This window comes from Oryzisolibacter propanilivorax, assembly GCF_900103645.1.
Taxonomy (GTDB): domain Bacteria; phylum Pseudomonadota; class Gammaproteobacteria; order Burkholderiales; family Burkholderiaceae_C; genus Melaminivora; species Melaminivora propanilivorax.
On sequence record NZ_FNHP01000001.1, the window covers coordinates 329,798 to 347,040 of the forward strand.

At 68.8% G+C, this 17,243-nt stretch carries 13 protein-coding genes; 8 read left to right on the forward strand and 5 right to left on the reverse strand.

All coding sequences use genetic code 11. The features are described 5' to 3' along the window. Positions 1–37 precede the first annotated feature (37 nt). On the reverse strand, positions 38–1,441 hold the full coding sequence (locus BLQ61_RS01460; RefSeq protein ID WP_091565794.1) for a lytic murein transglycosylase: 1,404 nt from the start codon (positions 1,439–1,441) through the stop codon (positions 38–40). A 78-nt stretch (positions 1,442–1,519) separates the two neighbouring features. On the opposite strand from BLQ61_RS01460, the gene sbcB reads away from it, so the two are divergent. Both sbcB and BLQ61_RS01470 read left to right on the forward strand, forming a co-directional pair. Beyond that, positions 1,520–2,959: an exodeoxyribonuclease I gene (sbcB, locus tag BLQ61_RS01465; RefSeq protein ID WP_091565797.1), complete on the forward strand. Its 1,440-nt coding sequence runs from the start codon at positions 1,520–1,522 to the stop codon at positions 2,957–2,959. 281 nt (positions 2,960–3,240) lie between these two features. After that, positions 3,241–5,736, forward strand: a complete 2,496-nt coding sequence (locus tag BLQ61_RS01470; RefSeq protein WP_091565799.1) for an AI-2E family transporter — start codon at positions 3,241–3,243, stop codon at positions 5,734–5,736. Positions 5,737–5,761: 25 nt separating this feature from the next. Here the strand turns inward: BLQ61_RS01470 and BLQ61_RS01475 are convergent, their stop codons facing one another. From BLQ61_RS01475 to BLQ61_RS01490, 4 genes are all read right to left on the reverse strand, one after another. Beyond that, positions 5,762–6,688 (reverse strand): matrixin family metalloprotease, encoded by a 927-nt coding sequence (locus BLQ61_RS01475; RefSeq protein WP_091565802.1) that lies wholly within the window; start codon positions 6,686–6,688, stop codon positions 5,762–5,764. Positions 6,689–6,768: 80 nt separating this feature from the next. Then, positions 6,769–7,404, reverse strand: coding sequence for a uracil phosphoribosyltransferase (upp, locus tag BLQ61_RS01480; protein ID WP_091565805.1), 636 nt, complete (start codon positions 7,402–7,404; stop codon positions 6,769–6,771). Between the two features lie 162 nt (positions 7,405–7,566). Continuing rightward, on the reverse strand, positions 7,567–10,278 hold the full coding sequence (locus BLQ61_RS01485) for a molybdopterin-dependent oxidoreductase (protein ID WP_217629366.1): 2,712 nt from the start codon (positions 10,276–10,278) through the stop codon (positions 7,567–7,569). A gap of 185 nt (positions 10,279–10,463) precedes the next feature. Beyond that, a complete protein-coding gene (locus BLQ61_RS01490; protein ID WP_091565807.1) occupies positions 10,464–11,966 on the reverse strand; it encodes a helicase HerA-like domain-containing protein in 1,503 nt (500 codons plus the stop codon). Positions 11,967–12,046: 80 nt separating this feature from the next. Here BLQ61_RS01490 and BLQ61_RS01495 point away from each other — a divergent pair, with 80 nt between their 5' ends. The 6 genes from BLQ61_RS01495 (at position 12,047) to BLQ61_RS01520 (ending at position 17,239) form a co-directional block, all read left to right on the forward strand. Then, positions 12,047–12,766 (forward strand): YebC/PmpR family DNA-binding transcriptional regulator, encoded by a 720-nt coding sequence (locus tag BLQ61_RS01495; protein WP_091565810.1) that lies wholly within the window; start codon positions 12,047–12,049, stop codon positions 12,764–12,766. Positions 12,767–12,774: 8 nt separating this feature from the next. Then, entirely contained in the window at positions 12,775–14,055 is a 1,281-nt protein-coding gene (gene purD / locus BLQ61_RS01500) for a phosphoribosylamine--glycine ligase (protein ID WP_091565813.1), read from the forward strand. Between the two features lie 164 nt (positions 14,056–14,219). Continuing rightward, positions 14,220–15,134, forward strand: a complete 915-nt coding sequence (gene hemF, locus BLQ61_RS01505) for an oxygen-dependent coproporphyrinogen oxidase (RefSeq protein WP_091565816.1) — start codon at positions 14,220–14,222, stop codon at positions 15,132–15,134. A 115-nt stretch (positions 15,135–15,249) separates the two neighbouring features. Continuing rightward, entirely contained in the window at positions 15,250–16,065 is an 816-nt protein-coding gene (rsfS, locus tag BLQ61_RS01510; RefSeq protein WP_091565818.1) for a ribosome silencing factor, read from the forward strand. Positions 16,066–16,085: 20 nt separating this feature from the next. Next, positions 16,086–16,553 carry a 23S rRNA (pseudouridine(1915)-N(3))-methyltransferase RlmH gene (gene rlmH / locus BLQ61_RS01515; RefSeq protein ID WP_091565820.1) on the forward strand — a complete coding sequence of 156 codons (468 nt, stop codon included), beginning with the start codon at positions 16,086–16,088 and terminating at the stop codon, positions 16,551–16,553. Positions 16,554–16,621: 68 nt separating this feature from the next. Beyond that, positions 16,622–17,239 carry a Maf family protein gene (locus tag BLQ61_RS01520; RefSeq protein ID WP_091565822.1) on the forward strand — a complete coding sequence of 206 codons (618 nt, stop codon included), beginning with the start codon at positions 16,622–16,624 and terminating at the stop codon, positions 17,237–17,239. The last annotated feature ends 4 nt before the right edge of the window (positions 17,240–17,243 follow it).

Here is a 17,243-nt window from a genome sequence, read left to right on the forward strand (position 1 = left end):
CATGGGCCTCTAGCTATGAAATATATAGCTTTCAGACTCAGCGCTGCTGGACCTGCAGCAGCAGCTCGCGCGTGGCGAAACCGTCGGCGGGCAGGCCCAGCTGCTGCTGCAGGCGGCGCACTCCGTCGCGCGTGGCTGGGCCCATCACGCCGTCGACCGCGCCCACGTCCAAACCGCGTGCATTCAGGGCTTCCTGCAGCGCGAGTACCTCGGTGCGCGACAGCGGTTTGAGCTCACGCGGCCAGGACGCCTGCAGGCTTGTGCCACCGTCGATCTGGTGCGCCAGCAGTGCCACCGCCAGCGCATAGCTGACCGAGTTGTTGTAGCGCAGCAGCGCGCGGAAGTTACCGCCGACCAAAATGGCCGGCCCGCGCGCGCCGGCCGGCGCGAGGATGGATGCGCCGGCCAGCGCCGGCAGTGCCGCGCCGTCGCGGCTGCGCACGCCCTCGGCACTCCACTGGCTGCTGTCCTGGCGCACGGTAAGTTCTGCCCGGGCGTAGTCAAAACCCTCGGGCAGGCGCACCTCCACGCCCCAGGGCTCGCCGCGTGTCCAACCCGAATGCGCCAGGAAGTTGGCCGTCGAGGCCACCACGTCCGGCACACTGGTCCAGATGTCGCGCCGCCCGTCGCCGTCGGCATCCACGGCATGCTCCAGGAATACCGACGGCAGGAACTGGGTGTGGCCCATGGCGCCGGCCCACGAGCCGATGAGCGCGTCAGCGGCTATTTCACCCCGGTCCACGATGCGCAGCGCCGCCAGCAGTTCGCGCTGGGCCCACTCGCGCCGCCGACCCTCGTAGGCCAGCGTGGCCAGCGCGTCCACGGTGCGGAAGTTGCCGAAATTGCGGCCGAAGTCGCTCTCCATGCCCCAGATGGCGGTCACGATGCTGGCCGGCACGCCCCAGCGGGCAGCGGCAGCATCCAGCGCCGCGGCGTTGGCGCGGCGGCGCGCCCGGCCTTCCGCCACGCGCTCGCGCGACACGGCCGCGTCCAGATAGGCCCAGGGTGGGCGGGTGTACTCGGGCTGGGCACGGTCCAGCTGCACGGCCTGCGGCACGAAGCGCGCCTGGCCCAGCGTGGCCTGCACGGTGGCGGGGGCGATGCCGGCCTGCAGTGCCTGCGGCACGAAGGCTTCGACCCATTGGCGGAAACCCTGGGCGTCCAGTGCCGCGCCGCGCGTGTCGGCAGCTGGCGCCGGCGTCGGCGCCGGCCGCACCGCTGGCGCAGCGGCAGGTGCGGGAGCGGCGGGTGGCCGGGCGGGTGCCACCCAGGGCGATGTTGGCGGGGCTGCCGGCACGGCGACACTTGCGGGCGCCGGCGCCAGGGTGGGCGCGGCAGTCGGTGCAGGGGCGCTGGCGCAGCCAGCGGCAGCGCCCAGGCCGGCCAGTGCCAGGCCGCGCGCCAGCCGGCCGGGCAGGAGGTGGAAAAAACGACGGTCCATGGCCTGGCATTGTGCCGCCGCCCAGACGGCATACTGGCGTGTTTTCCATCGTTGCCGCCGACCGGCCCCAAGCCCGCCATGCACACCTTCCTCTGGCACGACTACGAAACCTTTGGCACCGTTCCGCGCCGCGACCGTCCGGCGCAGTTCGCGGCCATCCGCACCGACGCCGAGCTGAACGAGATCGGCGAGCCGCTGATGTGGTACTGCCAGCCGGCGCTGGACTACCTGCCCGACCCGGGCGCCTGCCTGATCACCGGCATCACCCCGCAGCTGTGCGCCGAGCGCGGCCTGCCGGAGCATGAATTCGCGCGCCGCATCCATGCCGAACTGGCGCTGGCCGGCACCATCGGCGTGGGCTACAACACCATCCGCTTCGACGACGAGGTAACGCGTTTCCTGCTCTGGCGCAACCTGATCGAGCCCTACGGTCGCGAGTGGCAGAACGGCTGTGGCCGCTGGGACCTACTGGACGTGGTGCGCCTGTGCCATGCGCTGCGCCCCGATGGCATCCAGTGGCCGCAGGGGCCGGACGGCAAGCCTGGCTTCAAGCTGGAGCAGCTGACACGCGCTAACGGCATTGCGCACGAGGCGGCGCATGACGCGCTGTCTGACGTGCGCGCCACCATTGCCTTGGCACGGCTGATCCGCCGGCACCAGCCGCGCCTGTTCGACTTCGCGCTGTCGCTGCACAAGAAGGACCGCGTGGCGGCCGAACTGCGCCTGCCGTCCACCGCGCAGACCGCGCGGCCGTTCCTGCATGTCTCGGGCATGTTCGGCACCGAGCGCGGCTGCCTGGCGCTGATGTGGCCCCTGGCCAGCCACCCGACCAACCGCAACGAGCTGCTGGCCTGGGACCTGGCGCACGACCCGGCGGAACTGGCGGCCCTGGATGCGGCCGCCATCCGCCAGCGCCTGTTCACCCGCAGCGCCGACCTGCCCGAGGGCGTCAGCCGGCTGGCGCTGAAATCCGTGCATCTGAACAAGTCGCCGATGGTGGTGGGCAACCTGAACGTGCTGAGCGAGGCGCTGGCCCAGCGCTGGGGTATCGACGTGGCACAGGCCGCGCGGCATGCCGAGGCGGCGCGTGCGCTGCCCGACATGAGCGCCATCTGGGCCGAGGTCTTCACGCGGCCGGCGGAAGGCGCGTCGGATGTGGATCAGGACCTGTACGGCGGCTTCGTGGGCGCCGAGGACCGGCGCCGGCTGGAGCGTCTGCGCGCTCTGCCGCCCGAAGAGCTGGCGCATGCGCGTCCCGGTTTCGACGACCCGCGCCTGGGCGAGCTGCTGTGGCGCTGGCGCGCGCGCAACTTCCCGCAAACGCTCACGCCCGAGGAAGAGCAGCGCTGGCAGGCGCACCGCGCCACGGTGCTGCTGGAGGGGCGCGGTGGCGGCCTGACCTTCGACACGCTGTTCGAACGTTTGGACGAGTTGGGCGACCAGGCCGATGAGCGCGGGCAGGCCATCCTGGCCGCACTGTACGACTGGGCCGAGAGCATCGCGCCCGAGTTGGCCTGAAAGCGTGCTCACGGTCTGCATGCCGGTGCACAGCCGTGGCCTTGAGTGGCCTGCGTGGTGGCACATGCTCGGAACAGCTGCGGCCCTAGCTGCGGTTGGCGCCTTGCAACCGATCCCGCTCCACCGCCACCATCCCTTCGCGACGACGTTTTAGGCGCGTCTTGAGAGCGGGCGCCAGCGCTGCGCGTGGGCTTTGCCCTTAGGGTGCAGCGCGCCAGCGCCTACAACCTGGCAGGACAGCCGGACCTGACAATCGTCTGATTCCATCAGGCCTGCCGTTCATGTCCCGTAACGAAACTCCTTCCGGCGCCGCCGCGCCTGCGCCCGCCCCCCTGGGCGGCCCGATAGGGCGCGAGTCTTCGGGCCTGGTCACACTGGCGCCCAGCCTGCGCTTCATGGCCGGCATGGTGACCGCGGCGCTGATCATCACCGGCCTCTACGCCGGGCGCACCATCCTGGTGCCGCTGGCGCTGGCGTTCCTGCTCAGCTTCGTGCTCGATCCGCTGGTGGTGCGGCTCAAGCGCATCGGCCTGCCACGCCTGCCGGCGGTGCTGCTGGTGGTGGCGGCGACGCTGTCGGTGCTGGGGGTGACGGCGCTGTTCGTGACCAACGAGGCGCGCTCGCTGAGCGAGCAGCTGCCGCAATACCAGACCACCATCCGCAAGAAGCTGCGCAGCCTGGCACGCGAGCTGCGCGCGCCCGGCATGTTCGATGGCGCCAAGCGCACGCTGGACATCGTGCAAAGCGAGGTCGAGGCGGCGACGCCACCCGACGCCAGCCGCAGCCGCTCGGTGCAGAAGGTGCAGGTGCAGCCGCTGCAGCTGTCGCCCGCGCAGCAGGCGCTGGCGGCGTTCGACGCGCTCAAGCGCCCGCTGACCGATGCCGGCCTGGTGCTGGTGTTCGTGATCTTCATCCTGCTGGACCGGGTGGACCTGCGCGATCGACTGCTGCGCCTGCTGGGCGGCAACCTGCACCGCGCCACCGACGCCATGGACGAGGCCGGCGCACGCATCTCGCGCTACCTGACCATGCAGCTGATGGTCAACGTCAGCTACGGCATTCCGATGGCGCTGGGACTGTGGCTGATCGGCGTGCCTGGCGCCTTCCTGTGGGGAGCCTTGGCCGGGCTGATGCGCTTCGTGCCCTATGTCGGCGCCTTCGTGGCGGCGCTGTTCCCGGTCACGCTGGCGTTTGCCGTCAATCCCGGCTGGAGCCTGGTACTGTGGACCATCGCCCTGATCGTGGTGCTGGAACTGATCAGCAACAACATCGTCGAGCCCTGGCTGTACGGCTCCAGCACCGGGCTGTCCATCCTGTCGCTGGTGGTGGCGGCCACGTTCTGGGCCACGCTGTGGGGCCCGGTCGGGCTGATCATGTCCACGCCGCTGACGGTGTGCCTGCTGGTCATCGGCCGCTACCTGCCGCAGCTGGGGTTCCTGGACATCCTGCTGGGCAGCCAGCCGGTGCTGGACGAGCCCACCCGGATCTACCAGCGGCTGCTGGCCGGCGACCCGGAAGAGGCCATCGAGCTGAGCGTGCACCGCATCGAGGCGCTCAAGGGCTCGGTGCAGGCGTTCTATGGCCAAGTCGGCGTGCCCGTGCTGCACATGGCCATGGGCGACCACCTGCGCGTGGCCACGCCCGAACATCGCCTGCGGCTGTTCGAAGGCCTGGACGCGCTGCTGGATGACCTGGAAGAGCAATACCCGCCACCGCTCACCACCACCATCGCCGCGACGCACCAGCAGCAGCCCATCGTCTGCCTGGGCGGGAAATGGGAACTGGACCACATGGCTGCGCGCATGGCGGCGCACGCGCTCAACCTGCAGGGCTGGCCAGCGCAGACGCGTTCGTTCGGCACGCTGACCAACGAACATCTGGACGAACTGGCACTGGAGGGCGTGCACGTGGTCTGTGTGGTCTGGCTGGCCAGCGAACCGATCGCCGCGGCGCGGCATTTCAGCCGCCGGTTGCACCGGCGGTGGCCGCACCTGCGCATCGTGCTGGCGCTGTGGGGCGAGTCGCAGGAGGGTCCGCCCGGTAGCGCCGAGGCCGTGCAGACCCTGGGTGCGGATGCGGTCGCGCTGTCGCTGGCTGAGACGGTGGCACGTGTGGGCGAGCTGCAGGGCGTGCAGTTGCATGCCACGTTCGAGGAGGCAGCGGTGCCCGAGGACGACGCCGCACGGGTGCAGGCGCTGCTGGCCAGCGGCGTGCTGGAGAGCGACGCCGTGCGCCAAGCCTGCCTGCACGCTGCCAAGCGCGCGGCAGACATTTTCGACATGCCGCAGGCCATGGTGTCGCTGGTGGACGGCGAGCACCAGATCGCTCTGTGCAGCCACGGCGCATTGCTCCAGGCCAACGCCGCATCGGCCAGTGACGACGATCCTGGGGGGGAAGGTTCCGCAAGCATGCCGCGCCGCCTGTCGCTGTGCGCGCATGTGGTGGCATTGCGCCAGACGATGGTCGTGCCCGACCTGTCGCGCGATGCGCGCTTTGCCGGCAACCCGGCCTTGCGCAGCCGGGGCGTGCGCTTCTATGCCGGAGCGCCGCTGCGCGACCCTGCCGGGCATGTCCTGGGCTCGCTGTGCCTGCTGGATGCACGTCCGCGCGCCTTCGATACGAGCGAGCTGCGGCTGCTGCAGGCCATGGCCGATGACCTGGTGGCGAGCTGGCGTGGCCTGGCCAGTGCCCCGACGAGCGCCACTGCCGCGGCGCCCGGCCCATCGGCCGATCTGGCGGCACCTCCGTCGGCGACGGTGGGGCAGGTCGTGCCGTGAACCCGGGAAGGATTGCCGGCAGTGGTCAAAAACCTGCTGCTGAAGCCGCCGGCAATGTGTCCTGCACTCCGCCCAGAGGGATCAGCGGTCCGTCCGCGGGCAAGTACAGCAGCATGCCGTCTTTTTCCGCCAGATAGCTGGCGGTGCCAGGGTAATAGCGGTAGTGATAGCCGTCCAGGTTCTGGGAGGACTGACCGGCGGGGCCGACAAACTGCGTGAAAGTCTGCTCAGCCCAGTTGAAGATGCGATTGGCGGGAGCGTGCGGCGCGCTCCCATACAGGCTGGCGCAAGCTGCAGCATCGTCGCCTCGCAGAGTGGTCTGGAAAGCGAAGTTGTTGTAGGGATTGGCAAACATCACCGACTGTTGTTTGTCCGAATGCTCAATCGCCAGCATGTGTCCCATCTCGTGCGTGGCCAGGGCTTCCAGTTCACGCGGGTTGCGCGACAGCTGTGCGCCATAGGCGGTGTTGAGCACCATGTCGGCGTCCACCATGCCGGCACCCTGCCACCACCACGCCACATAACCAGCATATCCGGACTGGTTGCCGGAAAGCAGCCGCCAGCCCACCACATTCACCCTGTCGACAGTGCTGAAAACGGTGTCCAACGCTGGCTCGGCGGTGCTTGTCCCCCGATATTGAAAACGCACGTTGCATACGTCTTCCCATTTGCGCGCAGCGTTGACCAGCGCCTGCAGCACGGTGGCGACGCTCAATCCGGCTGGCTGGCGACTCGGGTTGTAGAAGTAATTCACCACCGCGCCTGGCCAGGTCGGCCGGGCCGGATCGACTACGTAGCGCGGATGTACACCAGAAGGCACTTCGTGGGCGCTGAAGTCAGCGGGAACCTCCTGGGCAGAGGCATTGGCCACCGCCAGCGCGGCACCCGCCAACGCCGGGACAAGGCGACGCGCGGCCGAGCACGAACGGCAGGGCACTACAGGATGTTGCATGGTGGGTCTCCGATGATGGCCTTGCACGATACGTCCATGCGGATGGCAGTGTCCAACCTGTAGCGCCGTTTAAACGGTAACTACTTGGTGCCGAAGATCCGGTCGCCCGCGTCGCCCAAGCCCGGCAGGATATAGCCGTGCGCGTCCAGCTCGCGGTCGATGGCGGCGGTGAAAATGGGCACGTCCGGGTGTGCCGCCTGCAGCGTGGCGACGCCTTCGGGCGCGGCCAGCAGGCAGACAAACTTGACCGAGCGCGGCTGCAGCTGTTTCAGGCGCGCCACGGCGGCGGCGGCCGAGTTGCCAGTGGCCAGCATCGGATCGACGACGATGATGTCGCGCTCCTGCATCTCGGACGGCATCTTGAAGTAGTACTCCACGGGCTGCAGTGTCTCGGGGTCGCGGTACAGGCCGATGTGACCGATGCGCGCGCCCGGCACCACGTTCAGCATGCCGTCGAGGAAGCCGTTGCCGGCGCGCAGGATAGACACCAGCACCAGCTTCTTGCCGTCGATGACCTTGCTGGTCATGGTCTCCAGGGGCGTTTCGACCTGGATGTCCTGCAACGGCATGTCGCGCGTCACCTCGTAGGCCATCAGCGTGGACAGCTCGCCCAGCAGGCGGCGGAAGCTGTTGGTGCTGGCGTCCTTCCTGCGCATCAGGGTCAGCTTGTGCTGCACCAGGGGGTGGTCGATGACGTGGACGTTGCTGCTGCTCATGGGCGAGGGCCTTGTTCGGAATACGGTGGAAAGGGCGCCACGCGGCGCCGTGGACGGAATTTTGCACCCTGGCGCGCGCCCTGTCGGCCGGTACGCAAAAAAGCGCACCGGCGCCCGCAGGACGACCCGCATGCGCCGTGCGCGCCGTGCGCGCGTGCCGACTTACTGCTTGGCGTTTTTCAGCAGGAACTCCAGCACCACCTTGCGCTCGTTGTCGTTCAGGCCGGCGCGCTGGAACATGCTGGGCGTGATGCCCAGCCACTGCTTTTCCGTGAACTGTCCGGGGTCGCGCGGGCCGTGGCACATGGTGCAGCGCTGGTAAAAGATCTTCTCGGCCGGCGACAGCGAAGCGGTGGCTTTCTCGCGCAGCGACACCGCCCGGTCGGCGCCGAAGAACTGGGCGTCGAACTTGATGTCGCTCTTGCGGATCTTCGGCGGCGCGAAGGCGCGCGTGCCGCCGGCGTCGGCGTCGCGGCACTTGCGGATCGAGGCGATGCAGCTGTTGGCCGTGGCCGCCTGCGTCAGGCCGCTGGCGCCGCGGCTGGAGGTCAGGAAGTTGATCTGCCCGTTGTTGCAGCGGCCCTTGCTGTCCAGCTGCGGCCAGGCGCCTTCGTACAGGCTCACCACGCCGGGCATGATCTTGTCCGACACCCGCGCGCCGACCACCACCGCGCCGCGGTCGTTGAACAGCTCGACCAAGTCGCCGTCCTTGATGCCGTTGGCACGCGCGTCCTCCACGCTCAGCGTGAGCGGCTCGCGCGTCTGGATGGCGTAGCGCTTGCGCAGCCTCGCCGAGTTATTCAGCTGCGAGTGCAGGCGCCAGTACGGGTGGGGACTGACCACGTGTACCTGGCCCTTGCGTGCGTTGCCCAGGTACTCGCCCGGCTCCTGCCACTTGGGCATGGGCGGCATGTCAGCGATCTTCATCTTCTCGATGGTCGAGGAATACATCTCGATCTTGCCGCTGGGCGTGTGCAGCGCGTGCTTCTTCGGGTCCTCGCGGAACTCGCCGTGGCGCGTCCAGCGGTGCGCCTGCTGGGGCACCGGAATCGGCGCCATGCCTTCGGCCCAGAACTTGTCGAACGGCGTGGTCTTGGCAGCGGTGCTGCCCTCGTAGGCCGCGCGCACGTAGTCCATCTGCGTCTTGCCCTCGGTGAAGGCGTATTCGATGCCGCACAGCTCGGACAGACGGCGGAAGATCTCGAAGTCGTCCAGTGCGTTGTGCTGCGGCGCCACCACCTGCTTCATGGCGAAGACCTTGTCGATGCTGTAGGTGCCGGCGGTGGACAGGTCGTTGCGCTCGATGGTCGTGGTAGCGGCCAGCACGATGTCGGCCCAGCGCGCCGAGCCGTTCCACCACGGCTCCTGGCAGATGTAGGTGTCGACATTCTTCAGCGCCCGCGCCAGCTCGTTCAGATCCTGCTGGTGCGAGAACACGTTGTTGCCGGCGTTGTAGATCAGCTTGACCGTGGGATAGGTGTATTGGCTGCCGTTGTAGCTGAACGCCTTGCCGGGATTGAGCAGCATCTCGTTGATGCGCGAGGCCGGGCAGATCTTCTTGACCGGGTTGCGGCCCTGCGACATGCCGGTGGGCGCCACGCCGCCGGACTGCGGCATGCCGCCGCCGCCGTAGTGCCAGGAAAAGCCCACGCCCTGGCCGGGCAGGCCGATGTTGCCCAGGATGCAGGCGAAGTTGACGATGGCCCAGTAGGGCATCTCGCCGTGGTGCGCGCGCTGGATCGCCCAGCTGCCGCACAGCTGCGTGCGCTTGGACGCCATCAGCTCGGCCATCGAGCGGATCTTGGCCGCCGGGATGCCGGTGATCTTCTCGGCCCACTCGGGCGTCTTGGGCGGGCTGCCGTCGCCGTCCTTGCCCTCCAGGTAGGCGCGGTAGCGGTCGAAGCCGACGGTGTACTTGTCGATGAACGCCTGGTTGTGCTTCTTGGTGCTCAGCAGGTGGTAGCCCATCGCCAGGAACAGCGCGGTATCGGTGTTGGGGATGATGCGCACCCACTCCGAGCCCATCTTCTCGTCGGTGGTCGTGACCTGCGGGTTGATGGACATGAACTTGCAGCCGGCGGCCTTGATGGCGTCCCAGCCGGCGAACATCTCGTGGTCGGCCACGGTGTACTCGATGCGGTTGTTCTTGTCCGGATCGCAGCCGATGAACACCACCAGCTCGGTGTTGTCGCGCATCACCTCCCAGGCAGTTTGGGCCGAGTACACCTCCATGTCGCCGATGACCATCGGCATGATGATCTGGCCGGCGCCGGCGGAGTAGTCGCCGGTGGTCATCGAGCAGCCGCCCAGCAGGTTGAAGAAGCGCCCCTGCAGCACGTTCGGGCGGAAGATGCCAGCGTGCGACCAGCCGCCGTAGGAGCTGGAGAAGCACCCCTCGTTGCCGTGCTTCTCGATGGTGTCCAGGATGGCCTTGGCCGTCAGGCCCAGGGCGGTGTCCCAGCTGACTTCCACCCACTCGTCCTTGCCGCGCAGCTCGGGCTTGTTGCTGCCCTTGCGGCCGTTTTGCTCCCATTCGAGATAGGACTTGCGCACCACCGGGCCGGTGATGCGCGTCTGGTCGTAGGTGCGGTCCAGCACGCCTTCGGTCAGCATGGGCGTGGGGCGCTTGTCGCTGGCCTGCGGGCGCACGTCCACGATGCGCCCGTTCTTGACGGTGGCCAGCAGCGGGCCGTAGTGCGTGGCGTGCGGCACCTGGCCGCTGAACGCCTTGAGCGCGGCCAGCTGCGCGGCCGGGTCGGGGTCGGCCGCGGCGGCCAGCGCCTGTGACAGGGGCGAGAGTTTCATGCCTGCGCCCATGGCGCCGAGTGCGCCGGCGGCGCCCATTCCCAGCAAGTGGCGGCGAGTGACGAACATGGGGATCACCTTGCTTTCCATCGTGTGTATGGCGTGATTCAACCTCAGGGTTAACCCCAATTCCATGACCACAATCAAGCGAAACTGATTCTGTACGTATTCCCAGTCATTTGATCTGCTATTTTTTCAATAGCTTCAGGCCCTTGAAGAATAAGGGCTGCAAGCCTGAAAGATGCAAAAACGCTTCAGCGCCGCCGGTTGCCACCGCCCAGCAAGCTGCCGAGCACGCCGCGCAGCAATTCGCGCCCCAGGCCGGTGCCCATGGTGCGCACCGCCGACTTGGCCATGGTCTGCACCAGCCCGTCCTTCTTGCCGCCGCGCGGGCCGGTGGTGCCGAACAGCAGGTCGTTCAGCTCGCCTTTCAGGCCGCCCGGGGGCGTATCTGCACCAGCGGCCGGCGGGGCCGCCGTCGCCTCTGCACGCCCGCGCAGCCGCTCGTAGGCCGATTCGCGGTCCACCGTCTGGTCATAGCGCCCGGCCACCAGCGAGCCCGCCAGCAGCGTGTGCCGCTCTTCCTCAGTCACCGGGCCGATGCGGCTGCCAGGGGGAATGACGAAAGCGCGCTCGGTCTCGCTGGGGCGGCCCTTGGCGTCCAGCAGGCTGACCAGTGCCTCGCCCACCGCCAGTTCGGTGATGGCGGCCTCGATGTCCAGCCCGGCCTTCGGGCGCATGGTGCTGGCCGTGGCCTTTACCGCCTTCTGGTCGCGCGGGGTGAAGGCGCGCAGCGCGTGCTGCACGCGGTTGCCCAGCTGCGCCAGCACGCTGTCGGGGATGTCCAGCGGGTTCTGCGTGACGAAGTACACGCCGACGCCCTTGGAGCGCACCAAGCGCACCACCAGTTCGATGCGCTCGACCAGCACCTTGGGCGCGTCGGTGAACAGCAGGTGCGCCTCGTCGAAGAAGAACACCAGCTTGGGGCGGTCCGGGTCGCCGATCTCGGGCAGGCGCTCGAACAGCTCGGACAGCAGCCACAGCAGGAAGGTGGCGTACAGGCGCGGCGCGTTCATCAGCCGGTCGGCCGCCAGGATGTTGACCACGCCGCGCCCATCGACGGTCTGCAGCAGGTCGTCGATGTCCAGCATCGGCTCGCCGAAGAACCGGTCGCCCCCCTGCTGCTCCAGGCCGAGCAGCGCACGCTGGATGGCGCCGATGCTGGCGCTGCTGACGTTGCCGTACTCGGTGGTGAACTGCTTCGCGTTGTCGCCCACGTGCTGCACCATGGCGCGCAGGTCTTTCAGGTCCAGCAGCAGCAGGCCCTGGTCGTCGGCGATCTTGAACACCAGGGTCAGCACGCCCGCCTGCGTCTCGTTCAGCGCCAGCATGCGCGCCAGCAGCAGCGGCCCCATGTCGGAGATGGTGGCGCGCACCGGATGGCCCTGCTCGCCGAACACATCCCACAACGTAGTCGGGCAGGCCGTGGGCGCGGGCGGGTTGATGCTGCGCTCGGCCAGCACCGCGGCCAGCTTCACGCCAATGTGGCCCGGCTGGCTGATGCCGGTCAGGTCGCCCTTGACGTCGGCCATGAACACCGGCACGCCGATGCCGGAGAACTGCTCGGCCAGGGCCTGCAGCGTCACCGTCTTGCCGGTGCCGGTGGCACCGGTGACAAGACCGTGACGATTCGCCAGCGCCGGCAGCAGCAGGCACTCGGCATGGGCGTTGCGCGCCAGGAGCAGGGGTTCGGCCATATCAGGGAAACCGCCTAGGCGGGAAAAGTAGAATCGCCCGCTAGGTTAAATCAACTCACACGAAAACAAGGACGGGTGCCGTGGCAGGACACAGCAAATGGGCCAACATCCAGCATCGCAAGGGCCGGCAGGATGAAAAACGCGGCAGGATCTGGACCCGCCTGATCCGCGAGATCATGGTCGCGGCGCGCCAGGGCGGTGGCGACGCCGCCACCAACCCGCGCCTGCGCCTGGCGGTGGAGAAGGCCCGCGCGGCCAACATGCCCGCCGACAACATCAAGCGCAACATCGACAAGGCCACCGGCAATTTGGACGGCGTGACCTACGAGGAAATCCGTTACGAGGGCTACGGCATCGGCGGCGCGGCCATCATCGTCGACACCATGACCGACAACCGCGTGCGCACCGTGGCCGAGGTGCGGCATGCGTTTTCCAAGCACGGCGGCAACATGGGCACCGAGGGCTCGGTGGCGTTCCAGTTCCGCCATGTCGGCCAACTGGTGTTCGCCCCGGGCACCGATGAGGACCAAGTCATGGAGGTGGCGCTGGAAGCCGGCGCCGAGGACGTGATCAGCGACGACGAGGGTGCCATCGAGGTGCTGACCTCGCCCGGCGACTTCGAAGCCGTGAAGGACGCGCTGGCCGCTGCCGGCCTGCAGCCGGAGCTGGCCGAGGTCACCATGCGCGCCGACAACACCATAGCGCTGGAGGGCGACGACGCCGCGCGCATGCAAAAACTCCTGGACGTGCTGGAAGACCTGGACGACGTCCAGGAGGTCTACCACAACGCCGAGCTGTAAATCACCCCATGAAGATTCTTGTCATCGGCGGCGGCGGGCGCGAGCACGCGCTGGCCTGGAAGCTGGCCCAGTCGCCCAAGGCCACGCGCGTGTACGTGGCGCCGGGCAACGGCGGCACGGCGCACGGCGCCAAACTGGAAAACCTGCCCCTGACCGACGTGCGCGCCCTGCGCGAGTGGGCGCAGGAGCACAAGGTCGGCCTGACCGTGGTCGGCCCCGAGGCGCCGCTGGCCGCCGGCGTGGTGGACGAGTTCCGCGCGCACGGCCTGCGCATCTTCGGTCCGACGCGGGCTGCCGCGCAGTTGGAAAGCTCCAAGGCGTTCTCCAAGGCCTTCATGCGTCGCCACGGCATTCCCACAGCCGACTACGACACCTTCACCGAGCCGCAGGCGGCGCACGCCTTCATCGACCGCGTGGGTGCGCCCATCGTCGTCAAGGCCGATGGCCTGGCCGCCGGCAAGGGCGTGGTGGTGGCGATGACGACGGACGAGGCGCACGCCGCGGTGGACGACATGCTGCAGGGCAACACGCTGGGCGTGGCGCACAACGAAGGGGGCGCGCGCGTCGTTATCGAGGAATTCCTGGAAGGCGAGGAGGCCAGCTTCATCGTGCTGTGCGACGGCAAGGACGTCGTCGCCCTGGCCACCAGCCAGGACCACAAGCGCCTCAAAGACGGCGACCAGGGCCCTAACACCGGCGGCATGGGCGCGTATTCGCCCGCGCCCGTGGTCACCGCCGACGTGCACGCCCGCGCCATGCGCGAGGTCATCCTGCCTACCGTGCGCGGCATGGAAAAGGACGGCATCCCGTACACCGGTTTCCTGTACGCCGGCCTGATGATCGACGCGCAGGGCCACCCCAAGACGCTGGAGTTCAACTGCCGCATGGGCGATCCGGAAACGCAGCCCATCCTGATGCGCCTGAAAAGCGACTTGGTGGACTTGCTGGCGGCAGGCGCCGACGGCCGCCTGGGCGACGTCGAGCTGCAATGGGACCGGCGCACCGCCCTGGGCGTGGTGCTGGCCGCGCACGGCTACCCCGAGGCCCCGCGCAAGGGCGATGCCATCACCGGCATCCCGCCCGAGGCGGACGACGCCGTGGTGTTCCACGCCGGCACGCAGCTGGACGAGGACGGCACGCTGCGCGCCACCGGTGGGCGCGTGCTGTGCGCCACGGCGCTGGCCGACAACGTGCGCCAGGCGCAGCAGCGTGCCTATGACGTGGTGCGCCAGATCCACCTCGACGGTGCGCAGTGGCGCAGCGACATCGGCCACCGGGCCGTGAAATGAGGCGCAACCCCCTGAGCCGCTGCGCGGCTTCCCTCTGCTCTGGCGCTTCGCTGGGAAGGGGGACGATGCCAGCGGCCTGGCGGAGCCAGATCCGCGGCATCCGCGCGTCTGACACGGCGCGGTTTCGTGCGCCATGCCCTTTTGAATGACTGGCGACTGCAACCATGCGCGAAGAAGTACGTAGCTACCTTGTGAACCTGCAAGACCGCATCACGAGCGCCATCGAAGACGCCGAAGGCGAGGGCGGTGCGCGCTTCCGCGAGGATGCGTGGCAGCGTCCGGCCGATTCATCCCTGCAGGGCGACGGTATCACCCGCATCCTGGAGGGCGGGCGCGTGTTTGAGCGCGCCGGCTGCGGCTTCTCGCACGTCAGCGGCCCGCAATTGCCGCCTTCGGCCACGCAGCACCGGCCTGAGCTGGCCGGCGCGCCGTTCGAGGCCATGGGCGTGTCGCTGGTCTTCCACCCGCGCAACCCGTATGTGCCCACGGTGCACATGAACGTGCGCATGATCGCCGCCGGGCAGCCGGGCCAGGAGCCGGTGTGCTGGTTCGGCGGCGGCATGGACCTGACGCCGTACTACGGCTTCGACGAGGACGCGGCGCACTTCCACCGGGCCTGCCAGGGCGCGCTGGCGCCGTTCGGCGAGGAGCTGTACCCGCGCTTCAAGCAATGGTGCGACGAGTACTTCTACCTCAAGCACCGGGACGAACAGCGCGGCGTGGGCGGCGTCTTCTTCGACGATTTTGCCGAACTGGGCTTCGAGCGCAGTTTCGCCATGCTGCAAAGCGTGGGCGATGCATTTTTGCCGGCGTACCTGCCGATCGTGCAGCGCCGCATGGACATGCCATACGGCGCGCGCGAGCGCGACTGGCAGCTGTACCGGCGCGGGCGCTACGTCGAGTTCAACCTGGTCTGGGACCGTGGCACGCACTTCGGCCTGCAGTCGGGCGGGCGCACCGAGTCCATCCTGCTGTCCATGCCGCCGCTGGCGGCCTGGAGCTACCGGCGCGAGGCCGAGCCCGGTTCGCGCGAAGCCGAACTCACGGCCCGCTACCTGCAGCGCCGCGACTGGCTCTGAAGCCGCCTTCAGCTCACCTTTCGATAGCGTCCTGCGCAGGCAGGACGCGGACTACATCCCTTTGCGGGCACGCAACGCTATAGTGCCCCCCATCTCCACCCCACACCTTAGACCGATGAGCACTTCCACGAAATCGGAAACCGCAGCCAAGCGCGACGTCACCAAGCTGCAACGCGCCATCGTCGATGGCCTGGAGGACGTCAAGGCCCAGGACATCCAGATCTTCAACACCGAGCACCTGTCGCCGCTGTTCGAGCGCGTCGTGGTCGCCACCGGCACTTCCAACCGCCAGACTAAGGCGCTGGCCGCCAGCGTGCGCGATGCCGTGCGCGAGGCCGGCTTTGCCAAGCCGCGCACCGAGGGCGAGGACAATGGCGAATGGATCATCGTGGACTGCGGCCCGGCCGTGGTGCACGTGATGCAGCCGGCCATCCGCCAGTACTACCGCCTGGAGGAGATCTGGGGCGAGAAGCCCGTGCGCCTGAAGCTAGGCGCCGCCAAGCCGCGCAAGACCATGGCCTCTGAGGATGCCTCGGCCGAGGCCAAGCCGGCCGCGAAGAAGACCCGCGCACCGGCGCGTAAGACGGCGGCAGCGTTCGAGGACGCGGCGCCCGCCACTGCCGCGCGCAAGGCACCGGCGCGCAAGGCCGCCACCGGCGTGGCCAAGGCCGCCACGCCCAAGGCGGCGCCCGCCAAGAAGGCCCCCGTGCGCAAGACGGCGGGCACGGCCACCGCGGTGGCTAGCAAGACAGGCAGCGCTGCGCGCAAGACCGCCGCCAAGACGGCCGCCAAGACCGTGGTGGTGAACAAGCCGGTGGCCAAGAAGGCCGCCGTCGCCAAGAAGGCCGCCGTCGCCAGGAAGGCCCCAGCCAAAAAGGCCGCCGCGCCGCGCAAGGCGCCGGCGAAGAAGGCCGCCGGCCGCGCCGGTTGACCCTGCCGGGCTAGCGCGCGATGAAGCTGCTGATCGTCGCTGTCGGCCAGCGCGTGCCCGACTGGGCGCAGACGGCGTGGGACGACTACGCCAAGCGCTTTCCGCATGAGCTCAAAGTCGAGCTCAAGGCCGTGAAGACCGAGCCGCGCGGCTCCAAGACGCTGGAGGCGCTGTACGCCGCCGAGCGCGAGCGCATCGAGGCCGCCATCCCGCGTGGCACGCGCGTGGTGGCGCTGGACGAGCGCGGCACGGCCCTGACCACCAAGGCGCTGGCACAGCGGCTGCAGGACTGGCAGCTGTCGGGCGACGATGTGGCGCTGGTCATCGGCGGCCCTGACGGGCTCGACCCGGCGCTGCGCCAGTCGGCGCACGAGCGCATCCGCCTGTCCGACCTGACGCTTCCGCACGCCATGGTGCGGGTGCTGCTGGTCGAGCAGCTGTACCGCGCCTGGTCGGTCAATGCCGGCCACCCGTACCACCGGGAATAGCTTTTGCTTCATTTTTGATAGCTAATGGCTCTTGATTTATAAGGGCCAGAGGCTGTTTTGGCTTGAAAATGCCCGATTTCATCTACCTTGCCTCGCAAAGCCCGCGGCGCAGCCAGCTGCTGGAGCAGATCGGCGTGCGCCACGTGCTGCTGCTGCCCAACGCCGCGGGCGACGCGCCCGAGGACGCTGAGGCGCTGGAGGCGCCGCTGCCGGGCGAGGATGCGCAGGACTACGTGCAACGCGTGACCGCCCTGAAAACCGACGCGGCGCTGGCCCGGCAAGCGCGCCGCGCATTGCCCGCGGCGCCCATCCTGTGCTGCGACACCACCGTGGCGCTGGACGGCGCCATCCTCGGCAAGCCGCAGGACGCGCAGGACGCCACGCGCATGCTGGCGCGCCTGGCCGGGCGCGAGCACCAGGTGCTGACCGCCGTGCAGCTGGCCTGGGCCGGTCGGCGCCAGGCGGCGCTGTCGTGCTCGCGCGTGCGCTTCGCGCCCTTGAGCGCTGCGCAGATCGACGCCTATGTCGCCAGCGGCGAGCCGCAGGGCAAGGCCGGCGCCTACGGCATCCAGGGCCGCGCGGCGGCGTTCGTCGAGCGCATCGAGGGCAGCTACTCCGGCATCATGGGCCTGCCGCTGTTCGAGACCGCGCAGCTGCTGGGTGCGGCGGGGCTAGCGCCGAGCTAAAGCA